The following is a 17426-nucleotide window of genomic DNA, read 5'->3' as shown; positions in this document are numbered from 1 at the left end:
GCCCGCGCGGGAGTCATCGCCCGCTCAACCGAGCCCGCCCTCAATTCAGCATCGAGACAATCGCCTGGATTTGGTCGGAGGCCGACGTGACCAGCCCGTCGTACGACGTCTGACCGTGTGCAGCCGACTTCAGGATGCATTCGGCTACGGCCGCTTTCAAACCGAAGACCGACTGATCGGCAGGCACGCTCGCCATCACGGTCTCGAGTGCCTGGCGCATGGTCTGAATGAGCTCGGAGCTGTATTGCATGGGCTGTCCTCCGCACGCTCATATTAGAGCGCATGCCCATGCTTGCCACTCACAAGCCTGAGATTGCCTTTTGATGAACTGGTTGGAGCGGCGGTCAGCCTGTCTCGACAAACTGAACCACACCCCACCTCGCGCTTCTCGTCGCTCAATTGTATCATCCTGCCATGAGCGAATCCGACACGGTGACTGGCAACGCCTCGCCCGTCCGCAAGATCATCCATATCGACATGGATGCCTTCTATGCGTCCGTGGAACAGCGCGATAATCCGGAGCTGCGCGGAAAGCCCGTCGCCGTCGGGGGCTCCGCGCAACGCGGCGTCGTCGCCGCCGCCAGTTACGAGGCCCGCAAGTTCGGCGTGCGCTCTGCGATGCCGTCGGTGACGGCGAAGCGGCAATGTCCCGACCTGATCTTCGTCAGGCCGCGCTTCGAGGTCTACAAGGCGATCAGCCGGCAGATCCGCGAGATCTTTGCTGAGCACACCCCCATCATCGAGCCATTGTCGCTCGACGAGGCCTATCTCGACGTGACGGACAATTTGCAGGGCATTCCGCTGGCGCGGGACATCGCCCTCCAAATCCGCGAGAAGATCAAAACCGAGACGGGCCTCAACGCTTCGGCGGGCATCTCCTACAACAAGTTTCTGGCAAAACTCGCCTCCGATCATCGCAAGCCCAACGGTCAATTCGTGATATCGCCGGAGATGGGATCCGCTTTCGTCGAGACGCTGCCCGTCGGAAAATTCCATGGGATCGGCCCGGCGACCAGCACGAAGATGAACGCGCTTGGCATGTTCACCGGCCTCGATATTCGCAACCAGACGCTGGAGTTCATGAATGCGAATTTCGGCAAGGCGGGCGCGTATTATTACTGGATCTCGCGCGGTGTCGACGAACGGCCGGTCCGGGCCAACCGGATCCGCAAGTCCATCGGCGCAGAGACCACGTTCTCGACCGATCTCACCGAATTCGACGCGCTGTTCGCCGAACTCAAGCCGCTCGTCGACAAGGTCTGGCGCCATTGCGAGGCGACCGGCAATCGTGGCCGCACTGTCACCCTGAAGATCAAATTTGCCGACTTCGAGATCATCACGCGCAGCAGGTCCGTCGCAGCGGCGGTTGCAGGCCGCGACGATCTGGAGCGGCTGGCCGGCGGCCTGCTCGAGGTCGAGATGCCGCTGCCCAAGAGCGTCAGGCTCTTGGGAGTATCGCTATCTTCTCTCCAGATCGGGGACGATGCGGAGCCGCAGCTGACTTTCGGCATTTGAACCAGATTGTGAATCAGGTTGGAAATGCCCTCCGCGACAGCGACATTTTTATCCGCGGCGCGGCGCCAAGCCTGTCGTGGACGATGACGGGATTTTCAGACCCGCCACCGTTGAAGATCGATCCGCTCAGACCGATCAATGCCTCACGTGCTCGAACACCACGATCACACCCGTCGGCTCGGGCTCGTGCGCCATCAGGCGGGTCAGCTCGGTGTCACCCCAATCGGCGAGGCTGATGACTTCGCCGCTCTGGCGCTCGATGCCGGGCGGTGCCGTGGGCTCGAGCACCTTGAGGCCCGTGTCGTCGACGAAGAAGGTGTGCTCGCCGAACATGCTGTTGAGCTGCGGCATGGCGGGATGCTCGTCGGGCAGCACCTGGGCGCCGAGCTGGTTGACGGTCTGCTTCACTTGTTCGGTCGTGAGCTTCATGAGCTGCTCCGTTCTGTCGTCTCGGGTTTCATTGAGCTGAGCCGCGGGCGTTCCCTGCGCCTGTGTCGCCTGGCTCAATTCCCGAACGGGTGCTGCGCACGAATGTTCCGACAAAAATGCATTTCGTGATGGCGCGTCGCGCCTGCCGCACTCGCGGCACGAGATGGCCACAGCATGCACATGATTCGGCACGATGCGGAGATCCGGACCTGCTACTCGCTTCGGCTCTCTCCGACCGACAATGCGCAGATCCGTGACAGATATGTGTAGGGCAGACCAGTCTCCTCGGCCCAGGCGTTGAACTGCGCCTGCACTTTTGCGAGATCACCTTTCGACTTGACCTCTTCGGCGATGTCGAGGCCGGCATCGCGCAGGCAAACCGCCACATCCCTGGAGGTCACAAAACCGTCCCAGCCGACGAAGCGCAGCAGCATCTGTCCGGTGTTGCCGCCGAGACGGCTGCCGCGCTTGGTGAGGAGATCGAGCAGACCGACCTCGTTGGAGGGCGGCCATTTCGCCAGAAACTTGCCGAAGCTGCCGTGCTCCTTCGCGATCTCCTGCACGAAGGCGGAATTGTCGCGCACCGACATGATCTTGGCGCCGTTGCGCACGATGCGCGTGTCGCGCAGCAGGCCCTCCCAATAGTCTTCGGGCTGGAAGGTGAGCTTGGCCGGCAGGAAGCGCAGGAAGGCCTCTTCAAACCCGTCCCATTTCGTCTCGATCACGCTCCAGGCAAAGCCCGCGCAAAACACCCGCTTACTCATCTCGGCGAGGATGCGGTCGTCGCCGAGCCCAGCCAGCCGCTTCAGGTCGGGCTTGTCCGGCATCAGTTTGTCCAGCGCCTTGGGTCCGCCCTTGCGCTTCTCGGCGCGGGCGCGAATGGTCTTGAAGGAAGGCATGCGGACACCGGCGTTGAGGGTGCGCCACGACATCAGAATTCGATGGTCCGGTCCAGCCCTGCGGCGCGCCAGCACTTGCGTCCGCGACCCCGCCGCAGCATGCTTACCGCATTGGATGGACACGAAGAGGCGGCCGCGCTGGTCTGCTTCTTGCTTCTTATCATTTTGGAATTACTAGACATTTTCAATCGCTCCCGCGGACGGATTTTCAAATGCGCTGCCTGGTCGTGGCCGACCTGCACTATTCGCTGCCGCAGCTCGACTGGCTGGTCAGCGCGGCCCCGCAATTCGACCTCGTGATCTTCGCAGGCGATGCGCTCGACATCGGCTCGACGGTGGATTTTCGTGCGCAGATCGTGGTGGTGAAGAAGTACCTTGCGCTGCTCGCCACCCGGACCCGCGTGATCCTCTGCTCCGGCAATCACGATCTCGACGAACGCAATGCGGAAGGCGAGAAGATCTCGCGCTGGATCTCGGAGGTGCGCGAGCTCGGCATTGTCTGCGACGGCGACAGCCTCACCGTCGGCGACACGCTGTTCACGGTGTGCCCGTGGTGGGACGGGCCGCTGGTCAAAGAGCGCATCATCGAACAGCTGCGCAATGCCGCCGCCAATCGCCCGCAGCGATGGATCTGGGCGCATCATGCGCCGCCGGCGAATTCACCGACGAGCTGGGGCGGCAAGCGCTTCTTCGGCGATGTCGAGCTGGTGCAGTGGATCATGCAGTATCAGCCCTCCATGGTGATCTCGGGCCACGTGCACCAGTCGCCTTTCATCACCGACGGCTCGTGGTTCGACCGGCTCGGTCAGACCTGGGTATTCAACGCGGGCCTGCAACCGGGCCGGCCGCCGACGCATATCGTGCTGGATCTCGATGCGAACCAGGCGTTCTGGCTCGCGGCAGGTGAAGCGCAGTGGATCGATCTCGACGCGCCGCTGAAGCGGCCGGCTGCCTATATCGAGGAGCCGCCGGACTGGCTCACATCCTTGGGTCGGATTGCCGATCCGAGCCTGGCGACACCTCAAGCGGCGGCAAGTTGATCATGCTCTGCAGCACCTCGCTGACCATCGCAAGGTGGGTGCCGTGACCGGCATATTGCCGCTTGAGATCGGCGAGATAGGTGTTGGCGACATTGAGCCGCTGCGCCAGCGTGCGCGCGAGCAGCAGCGCGACCTCCGGCTTCTGGATGAGGAATGACGCCGCGTCCTCGAACTCATAGATGACCGAATCCGCGCAGGCCCGCACCGTGGCGGTATGCGGCAGCCCGAGCAACACGGACATCTCGCCGAACACGGCGCCGGGCTCGACGATGGTCGCGACCACCACGTCGCTTTTGATCACCTCGAGCTTGCCTTCCACGAGCACGTAGAGGTGGCCGCTGCTGGTGCCGCCCTCGCTGACGACGAGCGTGCCGGCCGCCACCTGCCGCTCGGTGCCGCCGGTGCAATGGTCCAGAACTGCGCGCATCTTGCGAAAACTCCCGTGACGGGAGGCAGTAGAGCACGATCCGCGGACGCGCGCAGCGATTTTCAATCGCATTGCGCTTGCTCACATTTGCGGCAAGCTGGACTATCGTGACAGGCGCTTGGCGAGGTGGATCGACTGCCAATCGCCGAGGCCGGTATCCTCGAAACCCGCTTTCCTGGCGAGGCCGCGCATCTCGGCGTTCGCCCGCGCGGTCTCGGCTGCGATCATCTCGTGACCGAGATGGCTCGCATGCCTCTCCATCGCCGTCATCATCTGCAGGCCGACGCCTTTGCGCTGAAAGACATCGGCAACAGAGATGGCGAAATCACCATGACGGGCGGCCGCGTCGTATGCGTAGCGCGTTTCCCCGATGATCGTGCCTTGCCCTTCGTGCCCCTCCTGCCTGATCTCGGCGAGCAGGGTGAAATGATCAGGATGGCTGATCCTGGATATGCACTCGGCCGCGACCACGGCAAAGTCGGTGCGCGCCCCCATAAAGCGCTTGTTGCGCGATGTCGTGGAAAGGCTCGTGAAATAGATCGAGAGGCTCACGACATCGGACGCGCTGGCGGGCCTGATACAGACCGGGCCGTTTGCTCCGGCCGACTCGACAACGGCATCCAGCAACAACTGTGACATGCGCGAGGCTCCCGGCAGGTTGCGTCGATTGCACACCTAGCCGAGACCGTGCACGGACCGCTTGGACATTGCCGTCAATCTTGCGGCTGGAAACGAACAGCTACGCGTTCCTGGACACGGCTGGATTTTCATCGACGAAGTTGACGACTTTGACGCAGCCCCGGGGACCGTTGCCCCGCTTTCTGCGTCACGCGCGAGAGAGTGAAGGCGCCTCCTCCGGCACGATCGCCTGGAGGCCGCCGAAGCGGCGCTCGCGGCCATGGAAGGAGGCCAGAGCCGCGGCGAGATCGCCCGCGTCGAATTCGGGCCACATCCGCTCCGTGAAGTGCAGCTCGGCATAGGCGCCTTCCCAGAGCAGGAAGTCCGACAGCCGCTTCTCGCCCGAGGTGCGGATGATGAGATCGACGTCGCGCAAACCGGCCTCGCCGGTGACGAGCTGTGAGAACGCTTCGCGGGTCAGGCTGGTCAGCGCCGCCGCCTTCGCCGCCGCGTTGAGGATGGCATCGCGCGCGGAATAGTCGACGGCGATGCGCAGATGCAGCGTGCCGCCGTGAGCGGTGGCCGCTTCGGCACGCGTGATCGCGCTGGCGATGCCGTCGGGAAGACGATCGCGGCGGCCGATCACGGTGAGGCGCACGTCGTTCTTGACCAGGCTCTGCACCTCGTTGGCGAGATAGAAGCGCAACAGCGTCATCAGCGCGGCAACTTCGGCCTTCGGCCTTCGCCAATTGTCGGCGGAGAAAGCGTAGAGCGTCAGCGTGCCGATGCCCTGTTTGGGTGCGGCCTCGACGACGCGGCGGATCGTCTCGACCCCAGCCTCATGGCCGCGCACGCGCGACAGCCCGCGCCGCGTCGCCCATCTGCCGTTGCCGTCCATGATGATGCCGACGTGAAGCTTCTCGCTCTGGGACATGGCGTCACTTTGCATTGCAAAGTCTCCGGTCAAAAAAGGGGAACGATCAGGTCGAGAGGATGCCGAGGCGGCCGAGTGCAGGTGCCTCTCGACCCGCTGCCTTGGCGGCGTCGCGCACCAGGCGCTCGAGCACGGCGAGATAGTCGAGGAAGCGGCGGCGGCCGGCCTTGGTCAGGCGGCAGGTCGTGTGCGGGCGATTGCCCTCGTAGCCCTTGGTCACCTCGACGAGGCCGGCTTCCTGGAGCACGGCGAGATGCCGGCTGAGATTGCCGTCTGTGAGGCCGCAGAGCTGCTTGAGATCGGCGAACGCCAGACCCTTCGGATGCGCCATCAGCGAGGTCAGAAGCCCGAGCCTCGCCTTCTCGTGGATCACCCGGTCCAGTCCTTCATACGAGTAGGGTGCGCTGTCAATCTTCGACATCATGGTCTCCGGATGCGAAATGCAGAATGCCCGCCATCACCGATTGCCCGATCACGAAGGGCAGGCCCATGGTCCATGGCGACAGCGTGTGGGTTTGGCTTGCGAGCGCGACTACCGCGAAGCCGGAGATGAAATACCAGGCGCCGGCGAGCGCGACGGTGCGCGGCAGCGAGCGGACGGAGGCGAAAATGCCGAGCGACACCAGGATCTGCCACAGGCCCGGCAACAGCCACAGCGTTTCACCTGCGAATTTCCACATCACCACCGCAAGCAGCACACCGGCAACGCCTGCGGGCAGGAACTGCTCGACCGCCTGGTGGATCATGGCGTCGGCAAGACCTGAATGATGGCGGCGCGAACGTGCACGCATCTCGACGCCAATGATCAGGCCGGAAAGCGCGGCGGCAATGAACCAGCCAAAGAAGAAGCCGAGCGGCTCGCCGGTGGGATCACCGAGCAGCCAGAATTGCAGGATTGCGGTGAGCAGCGCGACCGCGCCGGTCGCGGCCATCGTCGCCGGGCCATAGCCGCGGAACGCCGTGCCGGCCGCAATCTGGCTGCGGATCGCCACGATGTCGGCCAGTGCCTTGTCGAGATCGCGCATTGGCAACGCCAAAACCTCGCTCCGCCCACGCTTGCCGGGATTGCTGGTCCCGTCACTTTGTATTGCAAAGTATATAGGATCGCAAAGTAAAGGCAAGCCCGAAGTGCATCGCATCGAGAACACTGAACTGGATGAGCAACTGCTGGTTGCGCAGCACCTCCCCCCGCGGATAAGATGGAACGAAAAGCATTCCCGGGGGGCTGGCATGTGGCTTAAGTCGTTAGTCGTTTTGTCTTTATTGCAGGTGAGCGTCGGCAGCGTTGCGCATGCGGCCGGGCCATTCGGCAGCGTTAAAATCGGCAACTGGGTCGGCGGCGCGTTCAGCAACGATGAAACGGGGGCCTTCTCGCATTGTGCCGCGACGGCGCCTTATGCCAACGGCGTTATTCTCGTCGTCGGCCAGAATTCCGGGGGCTCGTGGATATTGAGCTTTGCGAGTCCCAGCTACCGCTTCAAGCAGGGAGAGAACGCCGCGATCGACGTCATCTTTGACGGACAGGAGCAGGCCAGATTGTTCGCCACGGCCAACCAGACGAACATGCTCTCCTCCGTCATGCCTGCCAACGTGGTACGAACGTTTCAGAAGGCGAGCTTGATGGTGGCGACCAGCGGCCGCACTGTCCTGAATTTCGACCTGACTTCGGCCGGGCCCGTGATCGCGGCACTGGCCAATTGCGTCACCAAGGTGAAAGCCGACGGGCTCGACAAGGCCGGCGACTTCACCAAGATCGCCGCCAAGCCGCAGCCCGCGCCGGACAAACAGGCGCCGCCGACCGGCAGCAAGGCCGCCCGGGCCAAGAGCGGCACCGGCTTTGTCGTGAGCGCCAGCGGACACATCGTCACCAACCACCATGTGATCAATGGCTGCGTCGGCGACATCAAGGGCAACCTCACCGGCGAGGCCGCGATGGTTCTGCGCGTGGTGTCGAGCGACGCCAACAACGATCTCGCCCTGTTGCAGGCGCCGTCGACAACCCCGTTCAAGGACTTCGCCCGCATCCGCGACCGTTCGATCCGCTCCGGCGATTCCGTCGTCGCGATCGGCTTTCCCTTCCACGGCCTGCTGACCTCGGACTTCACCGTGACGACCGGGATCGTCAGCTCGCTCAGCGGACTGCGCAACGATTCACGGTTCCTGCAGATCAGCGCGGCCGTGCAGCCCGGCAATAGCGGCGGCCCGCTGTTCGACACCACCGGACAGATCGTGGGCGTGGTCACCGGAAAGCTCGACGGACTGCGGATCGCCGCGGCAACCGGGAACATCCCCGAAAACATCAACTTCGCCATCAAGACCGGCGCGCTGCGCGACTTCCTCGACAATTCCGTGGTGCCCTACCAGACCTCCGAGCCGAAGGGCGAGCTCAAAGGAGAGCTCAAGACGACCGACATCGCCGGCAACGCGCGCGCCTATACGATGCTGATCTCGTGCACCGGGACCGAGCAGGCCGACGCGAAGCGGTAGCGGCAACGCCGGCCGCGTAGCCCGATACCGCGCTAATAAGGCGCGACGGGCCGCGTGCGCCGCTGCGTCCGGGGTTGCGGCTGAGGCGCCTGACCGTAGGCGACGAGCGGATTGGGTCCGCAGTCCATGAGCCGGCCCGACACACTGGCCTGACATTGCTCATAGGTGCTGTAGGTGCAATCGCCGGGATAATCGTACCCGCCGCCACGGGCACACCAGGGATAGTCGCGCGCCGCCGCGGGCGTGACGGTGGCGAAGCCGGCAAGGACTGTCGCCCCGAGCGCCAGCAGCGCCAATTGCACCTTCTTGCGCATGATCCCAACTCCTCTGTTCGTGGCGCGAGATACGGCGCCATCTATCATCAGGTTTCGTCGCGCCGTTTTATTCCGGACCGACAGGGCCAGGTCCGCAAGAAAAAAGCCCTGCCCAACGGCAGGGCTCCAATCAGGGACATCACAAGATCGCTACTCGACCTTCAGGCCGGCGAACTCGACGACCTTCTTCCACTTCTCGGTCTCGGCCTTGATCTCCTCACCGAACGCCTCGGGCGTCTGCACCCGCGGCTCGCCGCCGAGCTCGACCAGGCGCTTGGCCATGTCCGGCTCCTTCAACAGCGTGTTGATCTCGCTGTTGAGCTTGGCGATGATCTCCTTGGGCGTATTCTTCGGCGCACCCATGCCGAACAGCGCGCTTGCCTCGTAGTCCTTCACCGTCTCGCCGATCGCCGGCACGTCGGGCAGCTGCGCGGAGCGCTCCGCCGTGGTGACGCCGATGGCGCGGAGCGAGCCGGAGCGGATGTGCTGGATGATCGAGGGCATGTTGTCGAAGATCACCTGAACCTGACCGCCGAGCATGTCGGTGATCGCGGGCGCCGCGCCGCGATAGGGCACGTGCTGCATCTTGCAGCCGGTCAGCGCCATGAACATCTCGCCGGACAGATGCACCGAGGTGCCATTGCCGGACGAGGCCATGTTGACCTTGCCGGGATTGGCCTTCACGTATTCGATGAACTCGGCGACGGTCTTGGCCGGCACGTCCTTGTTGACGGTCATCACGTTCGGCACGCGCTGGAACGAGGCGACCGGCGCGATGTCGCGCACGAAGTTGAACTTGAGATTGGTGTAGAGCGAGGCATTGATGAAGTTGGCCGGATTGACCAGCTGCAGCGTGTAGCCGTCGGGCTCGGCATTGACGACCGATTCGGTGCCGATATTGTTGCCGGCACCCGGCTTGTTCTCGATCACGAATTGCTGCCCGAACTTCTCCGACAGCCGCTGGCCGATCAGCCGCGCCAGAATGTCGGTGGCCCCGCCCGGCGGATAGCCGACCACCCATTTCACCGGGTGGGTCGGATAATCGGCGGCAAGCGCCTTCGACAGCGGACTGGCTGCAAGCGGACTGGCGGCGAGCAGGCTCAGCGCGGTACGGCGAGTGATCATCTCAAGGGTTCTCCCAACGTGTTGTTCTTGAAGCCAGACAGCTTGAACGTGGCGTCGATGCGGTTGTAACAAAGCTTGCCGCAGGCGGAAAGTGCACGGGGCGCATCACGACGAAAGGATAAGGCATGCCGGTCAAGGTCGAAGCCCTCGATCATCTCGTGATCAACGTCGCCGACGTCGCAGTGACCGCCGAGTGGTATCGCAAAATTCTCGGCATGGAAGTCAAGGTATTCGACCCCGGCGGCGGCAAAGCGCCGCGGACTTCGCTCCAGTTCGGTAACCAGAAGATCAACGTTCGGCCCCGCGATGCCGACAAGGTGGAGTGGTTCACCGCGGATCACCAGACCGCCGGCAGCGAGGATCTCTGCTTCCTCACCTCCGCCACCCCCGGCGAGGTAGTGGCGCATTTGAAGGCACATGGCGTCACGATCGAGGAAGGCCCGGTTCCCAAGCAGGGCGCCCGCGGCACGCTGCGCTCGATCTATTGCCGGGATCCGGACGGAAGTTTGATCGAGATTTCGTCGTACGAGGATTAGAGCCCCACCGTGGACCCCAAGAACCGTCGTCGCAATGACGGCGGGGAAGAGGGTTCGCGAATTGATCGACGCCCTGTCCGGTGGCAAAAGAACTCCCGACGACAAAAGCAGCCAGAACCCAAAATAGGCTGCACGGGGAGGACACATGCCGAATTCACAAGCCGCAGCCGGAATCGTCAGCCCGTTCGATGGGCTCGACGTGCCCTGGCTCTTGAGGATGCGCGCCGAAATGCGCGGCTCACATCCGTTCCTGATCTGGGCGCCGTTCGACGCGCCGGCGCGGCGCTGGAGCTATGGCGAGTTTCACGAGCGGGTCGGCGCGCTCGCGGCGGGGCTCGCGAAGCGCAACATCAGGCCCGGCGATTATGTGCTCATTCATCTCGACAATTGCATCGAGGCGCTGCTGGCCTGGTTTGCCTGTGTCGAGTGTGGGGCCATCGCGGTCACCACCAACACGCGCTCGGCCCCGGCCGAGCTGGACTATTTTGCCGATCATTGCGGCGCAGTCGCCGCGATCACGCAGCCGGCCTATGCCGAGGTCGTCGCGCAGAACTGCCGCAACATCCGCTGGATGGCGGTGACCTCGCATGATTCGGGCGCGGTGCCTGCGCAAGCGGTCCCGCGCGGCGACAGTTTCGAGGCGCTGTTCGCCGACAGCGCCGACCGTCCCAGGCGCGCGACTGATCCGCTCGCGCCGTGCAGCGTGCAATATACCTCCGGCACGACATCGCGCCCGAAGGCGGTGCTGTGGACCCACGCCAACGCATTGTGGGGCGCCAAGGTCAACGCCGCGCACGAGGACCTGCACGCCGGCGACGTGCACCAGGCCTATCTGCCGCTGTTCCACACCAATGCGCTGGCCTATTCGATGTTGGCGACGCTGTGGGTGGGCGCCACCTGCGTGATCCAGCCGCGCTTCTCCGCCAGCCGGTTCTGGCGCGCCGCGCGCGAGCACGGCTCGACCTGGACCTCGACGATACCGTTCTGCATGAAGGCGCTGCTCGAGCAGGAGATCCCGCGCGATCACAGATTCCGCCTGTGGGGCACAGCGATCAACGAGCCGCCGGCCTTCGCCGCGTTCGGCGTCAAGATCATCGGCTGGTGGGGCATGACCGAGACCATCACCCACGGCATCGTCGGCGAGGTCGACCAGCCCAACATCCCGATGTCGATCGGCCGCGCCGCGCCGGAATATGTCATTCGCATCGCCGATGATGACGGACGGCCGACCGAGGTCGGCGACACCGGCAATCTCGCGATCAAGGGCATTGTCGGCCTGTCGCTGTTCGCCGAATATCTGCACAACGAGGCGGCGACGCGCGAAAGCTTCGATGCGCACGGCTTCTTTCTCACCGGTGATCGCGTGGTGCGGCTGGAGAACGGCTACATCCGCTTCGGGGACCGCAGCAAGGACATGCTCAAGGTCGGCGGCGAGAACGTCGCCGCGTCCGAGATCGAGCAGGTGATCGCACTCGTCCCCGGCGTACGCGAGGCCGCCGTGGTGGCGAAGGCGCATCCGATGCTGGACGAGGTGCCGGTCGTCTTCATCATCCCGCAGGGTGGCGTCGCCAGTGCGCGGCCCGGTCTGCACGAGGCCGTGATGGCCGCCTGCCGCGCCGGCCTCGCCGACTTCAAGGTGCCGCGCGAAATCCGTTTCGTCGACGACATGCCGCGCTCGACGCTGGAGAAGGTGGCGAAGGCGGAACTGCGGAAGATGGTGGGGTAGTTTGTAGGGTGGGTTAGCCGAAGGCGTAACCCACCATGCTTCTGCGATCGCCGAACGAAGTTGGTGGATTACGCCTCGGCTAATCCACCCTACGGCGTCGTGTTCAGAACGATCCCAGTGCCACCGGGCGGAACGCCTGCAACAGCTGCTGGTCCAGCTTGCCGCCCATGCCTTCCATCATCGCAAACGCGCGCGAGTGGGTGAAGGGCATGCGGTAGGCGCGCTTCTCCACGAGTGCCGCGTAGATGTCGACGATCGTCGTGACGCGCACGATGTCGCTGATCTGGTTCGACGACAGTCCGTTGGGATAGCCGCTGCCGTCGAGGAATTCGTGGTGATGCAGCACGACGTCGAGCATCTCCGGCGGGAAGCCGCCTTGTGCCGCGAGCGCGTCATAGCCGCGGCGCGGATGCTGGCGAACCTCTGCCATCTCCTCGTCGGTGAGCTTGCCGGGCTTGTCGAGCAGCACGGAGGGAACGAAAGCCTTGCCGACATCGTGCAGCAGCGCGGCGCGGGTCAGCCGGCGCTGGTCGTCCTCGCGCATGCCGAGATGCTGCGCGAAGGAGACCGCAAAACCGGTGACGAACAGGCAGTGCCGGTAGCTGCCGACATGATGGCAGCCCACCGTGGTGAGCCATTCGCGCAACGAGGAGTGCTTGATCGCCTTCAGGATCTTGCTCTCGGCGGCGATGATGTCGTCGAAGGTCAGGGGCACGCCGAGCGGCAGCTTCTCGAACATCTTCCGCAGCACCGCGTGCGCCGCCTCGACGCCGCGGTTGAGCGTCTTGCCGCGATCGGTCGCGTCATAGGTGGCGGTATCGGGAAAGGCGGCGCGGATGCGCTGCAGAATGTCCTCGGGCTGCAACGGCCGCGAGATCGTGTCGGTGGCGCCCAAGGCCCAGGCCTGCATGGTGCCGTGATGCAGGGCATCCGCAAGCACGAACAGCCGCGGCATCGCGCGATAGGCATCGCCGCGCAGCTTGTTGCGTACCCGCTGCACGCTCTCGGGCGAGCGCAGATTGATGTCGACCACGAGGCCGGAGAGATCGCGCGCCGGCTGCTCGGGGATCTCCTGGGTCGTCACCGTCGCGACGTCGCCGACCGCCTTGAGGATGCTGGCGAGCTCGCTGCTCTCGTCGCTCCGGTCGGAGGCGAGCAGAAGCCGGCGGTTGGCGGCGGTCTTGGCTGAGGCGTTCATGGCTTCCCCAAAAGCACGTGATGAGCACACGGACTGGATCTGGCGTCAGCCTAAGCCGGATCAGGTTCTCCGGCCCTTAAGAGGCGTGCTCAAGGGAAGCCTGCGAAATTACGAGCAATTTTACGGATTCCACCGCCCAAGGCGGATCCAATCAAAAGGCGCGAAACAACCCCATGCACAGTAGAGATGTACTTGTAAACAAAGGGCTTTTCTAACGACAAATCCGCCGGAGGTTGCCCCTCCGGCGGATCATGTCACGTCACGATCGCAAGCCGCCTTACGCCTTCATCGCGCCCTTCACGGCTTCGGCCGTGATCGGCAGGGCCCGGACGCGGGCGCCGGAGGCGTTGAAGATGGCGTTGCCGATCGCGGGGGCGACCACCGTCACCGCGGGCTCGCCGACGCCGGTGGCTTTTTCGCCATTGGCGATCACGGCGACCGCGACCTCCGGCATCTGGCTCATGCGCAAGGGCGTGTAGCTGTCGAAATTGGTCTGTTCGATGCCACCGTCCTTGAGCGTCGCTTTCTCGTACAGCGCCAGCGACAGGCCCCACAGCGCCGCGCCCTCGACCTGGGCGCGGATGTTGTCGGGATGCACTTGCGTGCCGACGTCGGTCGCGACCGTGAGCTTCTTCACGGTCACCTCGCCCGACGCCGCCACCGCGACATGGGCGACGCAGGCCGTCCAGCTCGCGGTCGCGCGCTCCTGCGAGGAGACGCAGGCAACGCCCATGCCCTCGCCTTTCGGCAATTGCCGGGTGCCGTAGCCGGACAGCCCCATCGCGGCGAGCAGTGTGTTGCGCAGCCGCTGCGCACCGCCGTCGTTCTTGCCCTTGCCGTCGAGCAACGCGATGCGGAACTGCGCTGGGTCCTTGCCCGCCGCAGCCGCGATCTCGTCGATCATGCTTTCGACCGCCCAGAACGTCCAGCCCGGCGCCACCGAGCGGAGCTGGCCCGACGGGGTAGCGTTGTGCGCCATCTCGTTCTTGATCGCCCGCACATGGTGGTTCGGCACGGTGTAGAAGAAGTCCGCGCCGTTGACCGTGAACGCGTCGAGCGGCCCCTTCTTGTCGACCGAGGGCGAGAGGAAGTCGGGGATGCCCCAGCGCTGGGTCGGCCAGGCCGAGACCACGTCGTGGCTGAGCGCGACGAGCTTGCCGTCGCCGTCCACGCCGGCCTTCACTTTCTGGTAGGTGAGCGGACGCGAGAAATCCATCGTCATGTCGTTCTCGCGCGTGTAGATCACCTTCACCGGCTTGCCGATGGCCTTCGCCGCCTGCACCGCCGGAATCATCATGTCGGCATCGAGACGCCGGCCGAAGCCGCCACCGAGCCACATCTGGTGCATCACCACGAACTTCGGATCGATCCCGGCGGCACCGGCCGCGATCGCGCCGGAGCGCGTCGCGAACTGGTTGCCGGAATAGATGTGCAGGATGTCGCCCTTGAACTCCGCGGTGGCGTTCATCGGCTCCATCGGCGCGTGGATGTTGATGCTGGTGGTGTACTCCGCCTCCAGCACCTTGGCTGCCGAGCCGAATGCAGCATTCGGATCGCCGTCCTTGACGAAGAACTGGCCGGAATCTTCCAGCTTCTGAAGCCGCTTGGCTTCATCGAGCAGCGACTGGCTCGATACCTTAGCGTTGGGGCCGCCGTCATAGGCGATCTTCAGCGCTTCGGCGGCCTTCTTCGCCGAGGCGAAGGTGTTGGCGACCGCGACGACCCAGCCGGTGGTCGTTCCGGTCTTGTCGTCGAGGGTGACGGCCTTGATGAAGCCGGGCACTTTCTTCGCACCGCTGTCGTCGACCGACTTCACCGTGGCGCCGTAGCGCACCGGCGGCGTCACCACCGCACCATAGGCCATGCCCGGAATCATCACGTCGATGCCGTATTTGGCGGTGCCGTTGGTCTTGGAGGGGATGTCGAGCTGCGGCACCGACACGCCGATCATGGTGTATTGATCCGGCGTCTTCAGCTTGATCGCCTTCAGCTCGTCCGGCGTGAAGGTCTTGGTGGCCTTGCCGCTCTTGACGATGTCGGCGAACGACATCTGCTTCTTCGACTTCGGATGCGCGATCATGGACTCGCGCACCACGAGCTCCGAGGCCGGCACGCCCATCGCGGCGGCCGCGCCTTCGGTCAATGCCATGCGGCCGGCGGCACCCGCACGGCTCATGGCGTCGAAGTTCATCATGGTCGACCAGCTTCCGCCGGTGATCTGCGCGCCGAGCACGGGATCGTTGAACTTCGGATCGTTGGAGGCGAGCGCGACGCGCATGTCGCTCCATTTGGCCCCTAACTCTTCGGCCACGATCTGCGCCATGGTGGAGGCGATGTGCTGGCCCATGTCGGCCTTGCCGCAGGTGACGGTGACGAGACCGTCGGGCGCGATCGCGTACCAGACACTGGGCTCGAAATTCGAGGGCGCCGCGAGCGCCTGATCGATCCCGGGCACGCCGGCATAGCCGAGCACGAGGCCGGTTGCTGCCGTGCCGACGAGGAAGGAGCGACGGCTGAGATCTGATGTCTCGGGGGTGATGGTCTTCATGTGCTTATTCATGTGGGCCTCCGTTCGTTGCCGGAGGCGGATGCGGTGCGCATCTCGGTGGCAGCGCGCATGATTGCCTTCTGGATCCGCGAATAGGTCATGCAACGGCAGAGATTGCCGTCCATATGCGCCACGACCTCTTCCTTGGTCGGATTGGGATTCTTCGCAAGCAGCGAAGCCGCCTGCATGATCTGCCCGGACTGGCAGTAGCCGCATTGCGGAACCTGCTCGGCGATCCATGCTTTCTGCAAGGGATGGTCGCCCTTGGCGGCGAGGCCTTCGATGGTGGTGATCTTCTTGCCGGCGACGTCGCCGACCATGGTCTGGCACGAGCGCACGGCTTCGCCGTTGACATGCACGGTACAGGCCCCGCACAGGCCGGCACCGCAGCCGAACTTGGTGCCGGTCATCTGCAATTGCTCGCGGATCGCCCAGAGGAGCGGCGTGTCGTTCGCCGCATCCACGGACAGACTCCGCCCGTTGATGGTGAGAGTTGGCATAGGCGTCTTCCCCTGCCGGTGCATGAAGCCGCTTACGGCGGCAACTTGTGTCGCGGGCGCCCACCGGGCCGGCGCCAGCCTTGCCCGCAAGAATGATCGCGTTCGTAGCCGGAGGCAAATGCAATTTGGAATCGCTCGAAACAAACGCGGTGCGCGCATCTTGTGCGTTGCGACAAGGGTGGCGGCCCAGCGACTGAACGCAACAGAGTGCGGCACCAAGCATGCAAGCCATCGCGAGCAGGCAGTTTCCCCCGAGTAACCGAGCGCGCTAGGATGGACGAAGAACAAGACAATAAAGAAACAAGATAACAAGGTGACGCAATGCCGGGGATCGATCGGGACGGTGTCGGAATCTATTACGAGGTTCATGGCGAGGGTCCGCCGCTGCTGCTGACCCACGGGTACTCCTCGACATCGGCGATGTGGCATGGGCAGGTCGATGCGCTTGCCAGGGATCACAAGCTCATCTTGTGGGACATGCGCGGTCACGGCCAATCCGACTATCCCGACAATCCCAACGCTTACAGCGAAGCGCTCACGGTCGGCGACATGGCCGCGATCCTCGATGCCGTCGGCGCCGAGCGCGCCATCATCGGCGGGCTGTCCCTCGGCGGCTACATGTCGCTCGCGTTCTATCGCGCTTATCCGGAGCGCGCCCGCGCGCTGCTGATCATCGACACCGGCCCGGGCTTTAGGAAGGACGATGCGCGCGAGGCCTGGAACGCGCGGGCGCTCGCCATTGCCGACAGGCTCGATCGCGAAGGCCTCGATCTGCTGAAGGCGGCGACGCGCGAGCGCGCCACCGCGAGCCATCGCAATGCCAGCGGGCTGGCGCTTGCCGCGCGTGGCATGCTGACCCAGCGCGATGCGCGCGTGATCGAACTGCTCCCCGAGATCAGGGTGCCGTCGCTGATCGTGGTCGGCGCTGACGACACGCCGTTCCTCGCGGCGTCGGACTACATGGCGGCCAAAATCCCCGGCGCACAAAAAATCGTGATTCCCGCCGCCGGACACGCCGTCAACATCGATCAGCCCAAGGCTTTTGTTGACGCGGTGGCGCCTTTCCTGAAGAACTTGCCGGGATAGGACGGTCGGACGGGAACACAGGCCATGAAGCGAGCGATGTTGGC

19 protein-coding genes are annotated in these 17426 nt (G+C 64.3%); 6 read left to right on the top strand and 13 right to left on the bottom strand.

Features of this window, described 5'->3' with window-relative positions; translation table 11 throughout:
- Positions 1–40: 40 nt before the first annotated feature.
- Positions 41–250 carry a hypothetical protein gene (locus tag IVB31_RS30940; protein WP_247331732.1) on the bottom strand — a complete coding sequence of 70 codons (210 nt, stop codon included), beginning with the start codon at positions 248–250 and terminating at the stop codon, positions 41–43.
- A gap of 164 nt (positions 251–414) precedes the next feature.
- On the opposite strand from IVB31_RS30940, the gene dinB reads away from it, so the two are divergent.
- Positions 415–1515 (top strand): DNA polymerase IV, encoded by a 1101-nt coding sequence (gene dinB, locus IVB31_RS30935; RefSeq protein ID WP_247331730.1) that lies wholly within the window; start codon positions 415–417, stop codon positions 1513–1515.
- A 135-nt stretch (positions 1516–1650) separates the two neighbouring features.
- Here dinB and IVB31_RS30930 read toward each other — a convergent pair whose 3' ends face one another.
- Both IVB31_RS30930 and IVB31_RS30925 read right to left on the bottom strand, forming a co-directional pair.
- Positions 1651–1944 carry a hypothetical protein gene (locus IVB31_RS30930; protein ID WP_247331728.1) on the bottom strand — a complete coding sequence of 98 codons (294 nt, stop codon included), beginning with the start codon at positions 1942–1944 and terminating at the stop codon, positions 1651–1653.
- A gap of 212 nt (positions 1945–2156) precedes the next feature.
- Positions 2157–2843, bottom strand: coding sequence for a DNA-3-methyladenine glycosylase I (locus tag IVB31_RS30925; protein ID WP_247332337.1), 687 nt, complete (start codon positions 2841–2843; stop codon positions 2157–2159).
- A gap of 212 nt (positions 2844–3055) precedes the next feature.
- On the opposite strand from IVB31_RS30925, the gene IVB31_RS30920 reads away from it, so the two are divergent.
- Positions 3056–3883 carry a metallophosphoesterase family protein gene (locus IVB31_RS30920; RefSeq protein ID WP_247331725.1) on the top strand — a complete coding sequence of 276 codons (828 nt, stop codon included), beginning with the start codon at positions 3056–3058 and terminating at the stop codon, positions 3881–3883.
- On the opposite strand, the gene IVB31_RS30915 is transcribed toward IVB31_RS30920, so the two are convergent.
- The 5 genes from IVB31_RS30915 to IVB31_RS30895 form a co-directional block, all read right to left on the bottom strand.
- Positions 3822–4310 carry a cyclic nucleotide-binding domain-containing protein gene (locus IVB31_RS30915; protein WP_247331723.1) on the bottom strand — a complete coding sequence of 163 codons (489 nt, stop codon included), beginning with the start codon at positions 4308–4310 and terminating at the stop codon, positions 3822–3824. The genes IVB31_RS30920 and IVB31_RS30915 overlap by 62 nt on opposite strands.
- Positions 4311–4412: 102 nt before the next feature.
- Positions 4413–4949: a GNAT family N-acetyltransferase gene (locus IVB31_RS30910; protein ID WP_247331721.1), complete on the bottom strand. Its 537-nt coding sequence runs from the start codon at positions 4947–4949 to the stop codon at positions 4413–4415.
- A 187-nt stretch (positions 4950–5136) separates the two neighbouring features.
- The gene (locus tag IVB31_RS30905) at positions 5137–5877 is read right to left on the bottom strand and encodes a di-trans,poly-cis-decaprenylcistransferase (RefSeq protein WP_247331718.1); all 741 of its coding nucleotides are present in this window, start codon (positions 5875–5877) and stop codon (positions 5137–5139) included.
- A gap of 31 nt (positions 5878–5908) precedes the next feature.
- Positions 5909–6283 (bottom strand): transcriptional regulator, encoded by a 375-nt coding sequence (locus IVB31_RS30900; RefSeq protein ID WP_247331715.1) that lies wholly within the window; start codon positions 6281–6283, stop codon positions 5909–5911.
- The gene (locus tag IVB31_RS30895; protein ID WP_247331713.1) at positions 6270–6887 is read right to left on the bottom strand and encodes a hypothetical protein; all 618 of its coding nucleotides are present in this window, start codon (positions 6885–6887) and stop codon (positions 6270–6272) included. The genes IVB31_RS30900 and IVB31_RS30895 overlap by 14 nt, the downstream gene beginning before the upstream one ends.
- Before the next feature lie 205 nt (positions 6888–7092).
- On the opposite strand from IVB31_RS30895, the gene IVB31_RS30890 reads away from it, so the two are divergent.
- Complete coding sequence (locus IVB31_RS30890) at positions 7093–8349, top strand: trypsin-like peptidase domain-containing protein (protein ID WP_247332333.1); 1257 nt, start codon at positions 7093–7095, stop codon at positions 8347–8349.
- A gap of 32 nt (positions 8350–8381) precedes the next feature.
- On the opposite strand, the gene IVB31_RS30885 is transcribed toward IVB31_RS30890, so the two are convergent.
- Together IVB31_RS30885 and IVB31_RS30880 are read right to left on the bottom strand one after the other, a co-directional pair.
- Positions 8382–8663 carry a DUF3551 domain-containing protein gene (locus tag IVB31_RS30885; protein WP_247331711.1) on the bottom strand — a complete coding sequence of 94 codons (282 nt, stop codon included), beginning with the start codon at positions 8661–8663 and terminating at the stop codon, positions 8382–8384.
- Positions 8664–8813: 150 nt separating this feature from the next.
- Positions 8814–9788, bottom strand: a complete 975-nt coding sequence (locus IVB31_RS30880) for a tripartite tricarboxylate transporter substrate binding protein (protein ID WP_247331709.1) — start codon at positions 9786–9788, stop codon at positions 8814–8816.
- Between the two features lie 125 nt (positions 9789–9913).
- Here IVB31_RS30880 and IVB31_RS30875 point away from each other — a divergent pair, with 125 nt between their 5' ends.
- Both IVB31_RS30875 and IVB31_RS30870 read left to right on the top strand, forming a co-directional pair.
- Positions 9914–10324: a VOC family protein gene (locus IVB31_RS30875; protein ID WP_247331706.1), complete on the top strand. Its 411-nt coding sequence runs from the start codon at positions 9914–9916 to the stop codon at positions 10322–10324.
- 145 nt (positions 10325–10469) lie between these two features.
- Complete coding sequence (locus tag IVB31_RS30870) at positions 10470–12050, top strand: AMP-binding protein (RefSeq protein ID WP_247331703.1); 1581 nt, start codon at positions 10470–10472, stop codon at positions 12048–12050.
- Between the two features lie 103 nt (positions 12051–12153).
- Here IVB31_RS30870 and IVB31_RS30865 read toward each other — a convergent pair whose 3' ends face one another.
- From IVB31_RS30865 to IVB31_RS30855, 3 genes are all read right to left on the bottom strand, one after another.
- Positions 12154–13248, bottom strand: coding sequence for an HD domain-containing phosphohydrolase (locus tag IVB31_RS30865; protein ID WP_247331701.1), 1095 nt, complete (start codon positions 13246–13248; stop codon positions 12154–12156).
- A gap of 277 nt (positions 13249–13525) precedes the next feature.
- On the bottom strand, positions 13526–15808 hold the full coding sequence (locus tag IVB31_RS30860; RefSeq protein ID WP_247331698.1) for a molybdopterin cofactor-binding domain-containing protein: 2283 nt from the start codon (positions 15806–15808) through the stop codon (positions 13526–13528).
- Positions 15805–16296: a (2Fe-2S)-binding protein gene (locus IVB31_RS30855; RefSeq protein WP_007616069.1), complete on the bottom strand. Its 492-nt coding sequence runs from the start codon at positions 16294–16296 to the stop codon at positions 15805–15807. Before IVB31_RS30855 ends, IVB31_RS30860 begins: the two co-directional genes overlap by 4 nt.
- Positions 16297–16617: 321 nt before the next feature.
- Between IVB31_RS30855 and IVB31_RS30850 the strand changes: the two genes are divergently transcribed.
- Positions 16618–17382: an alpha/beta fold hydrolase gene (locus IVB31_RS30850; RefSeq protein ID WP_247331696.1), complete on the top strand. Its 765-nt coding sequence runs from the start codon at positions 16618–16620 to the stop codon at positions 17380–17382.
- Positions 17383–17426 lie beyond the last annotated feature (44 nt).

The sequence above is a fragment of the Bradyrhizobium sp. 21 genome (assembly GCF_023073335.1).
Classification (GTDB): domain Bacteria; phylum Pseudomonadota; class Alphaproteobacteria; order Rhizobiales; family Xanthobacteraceae; genus Bradyrhizobium.
Note: the sequence above shows the minus strand (reverse complement) of the source record. Positions and strands in the feature narration are given on the sequence as shown.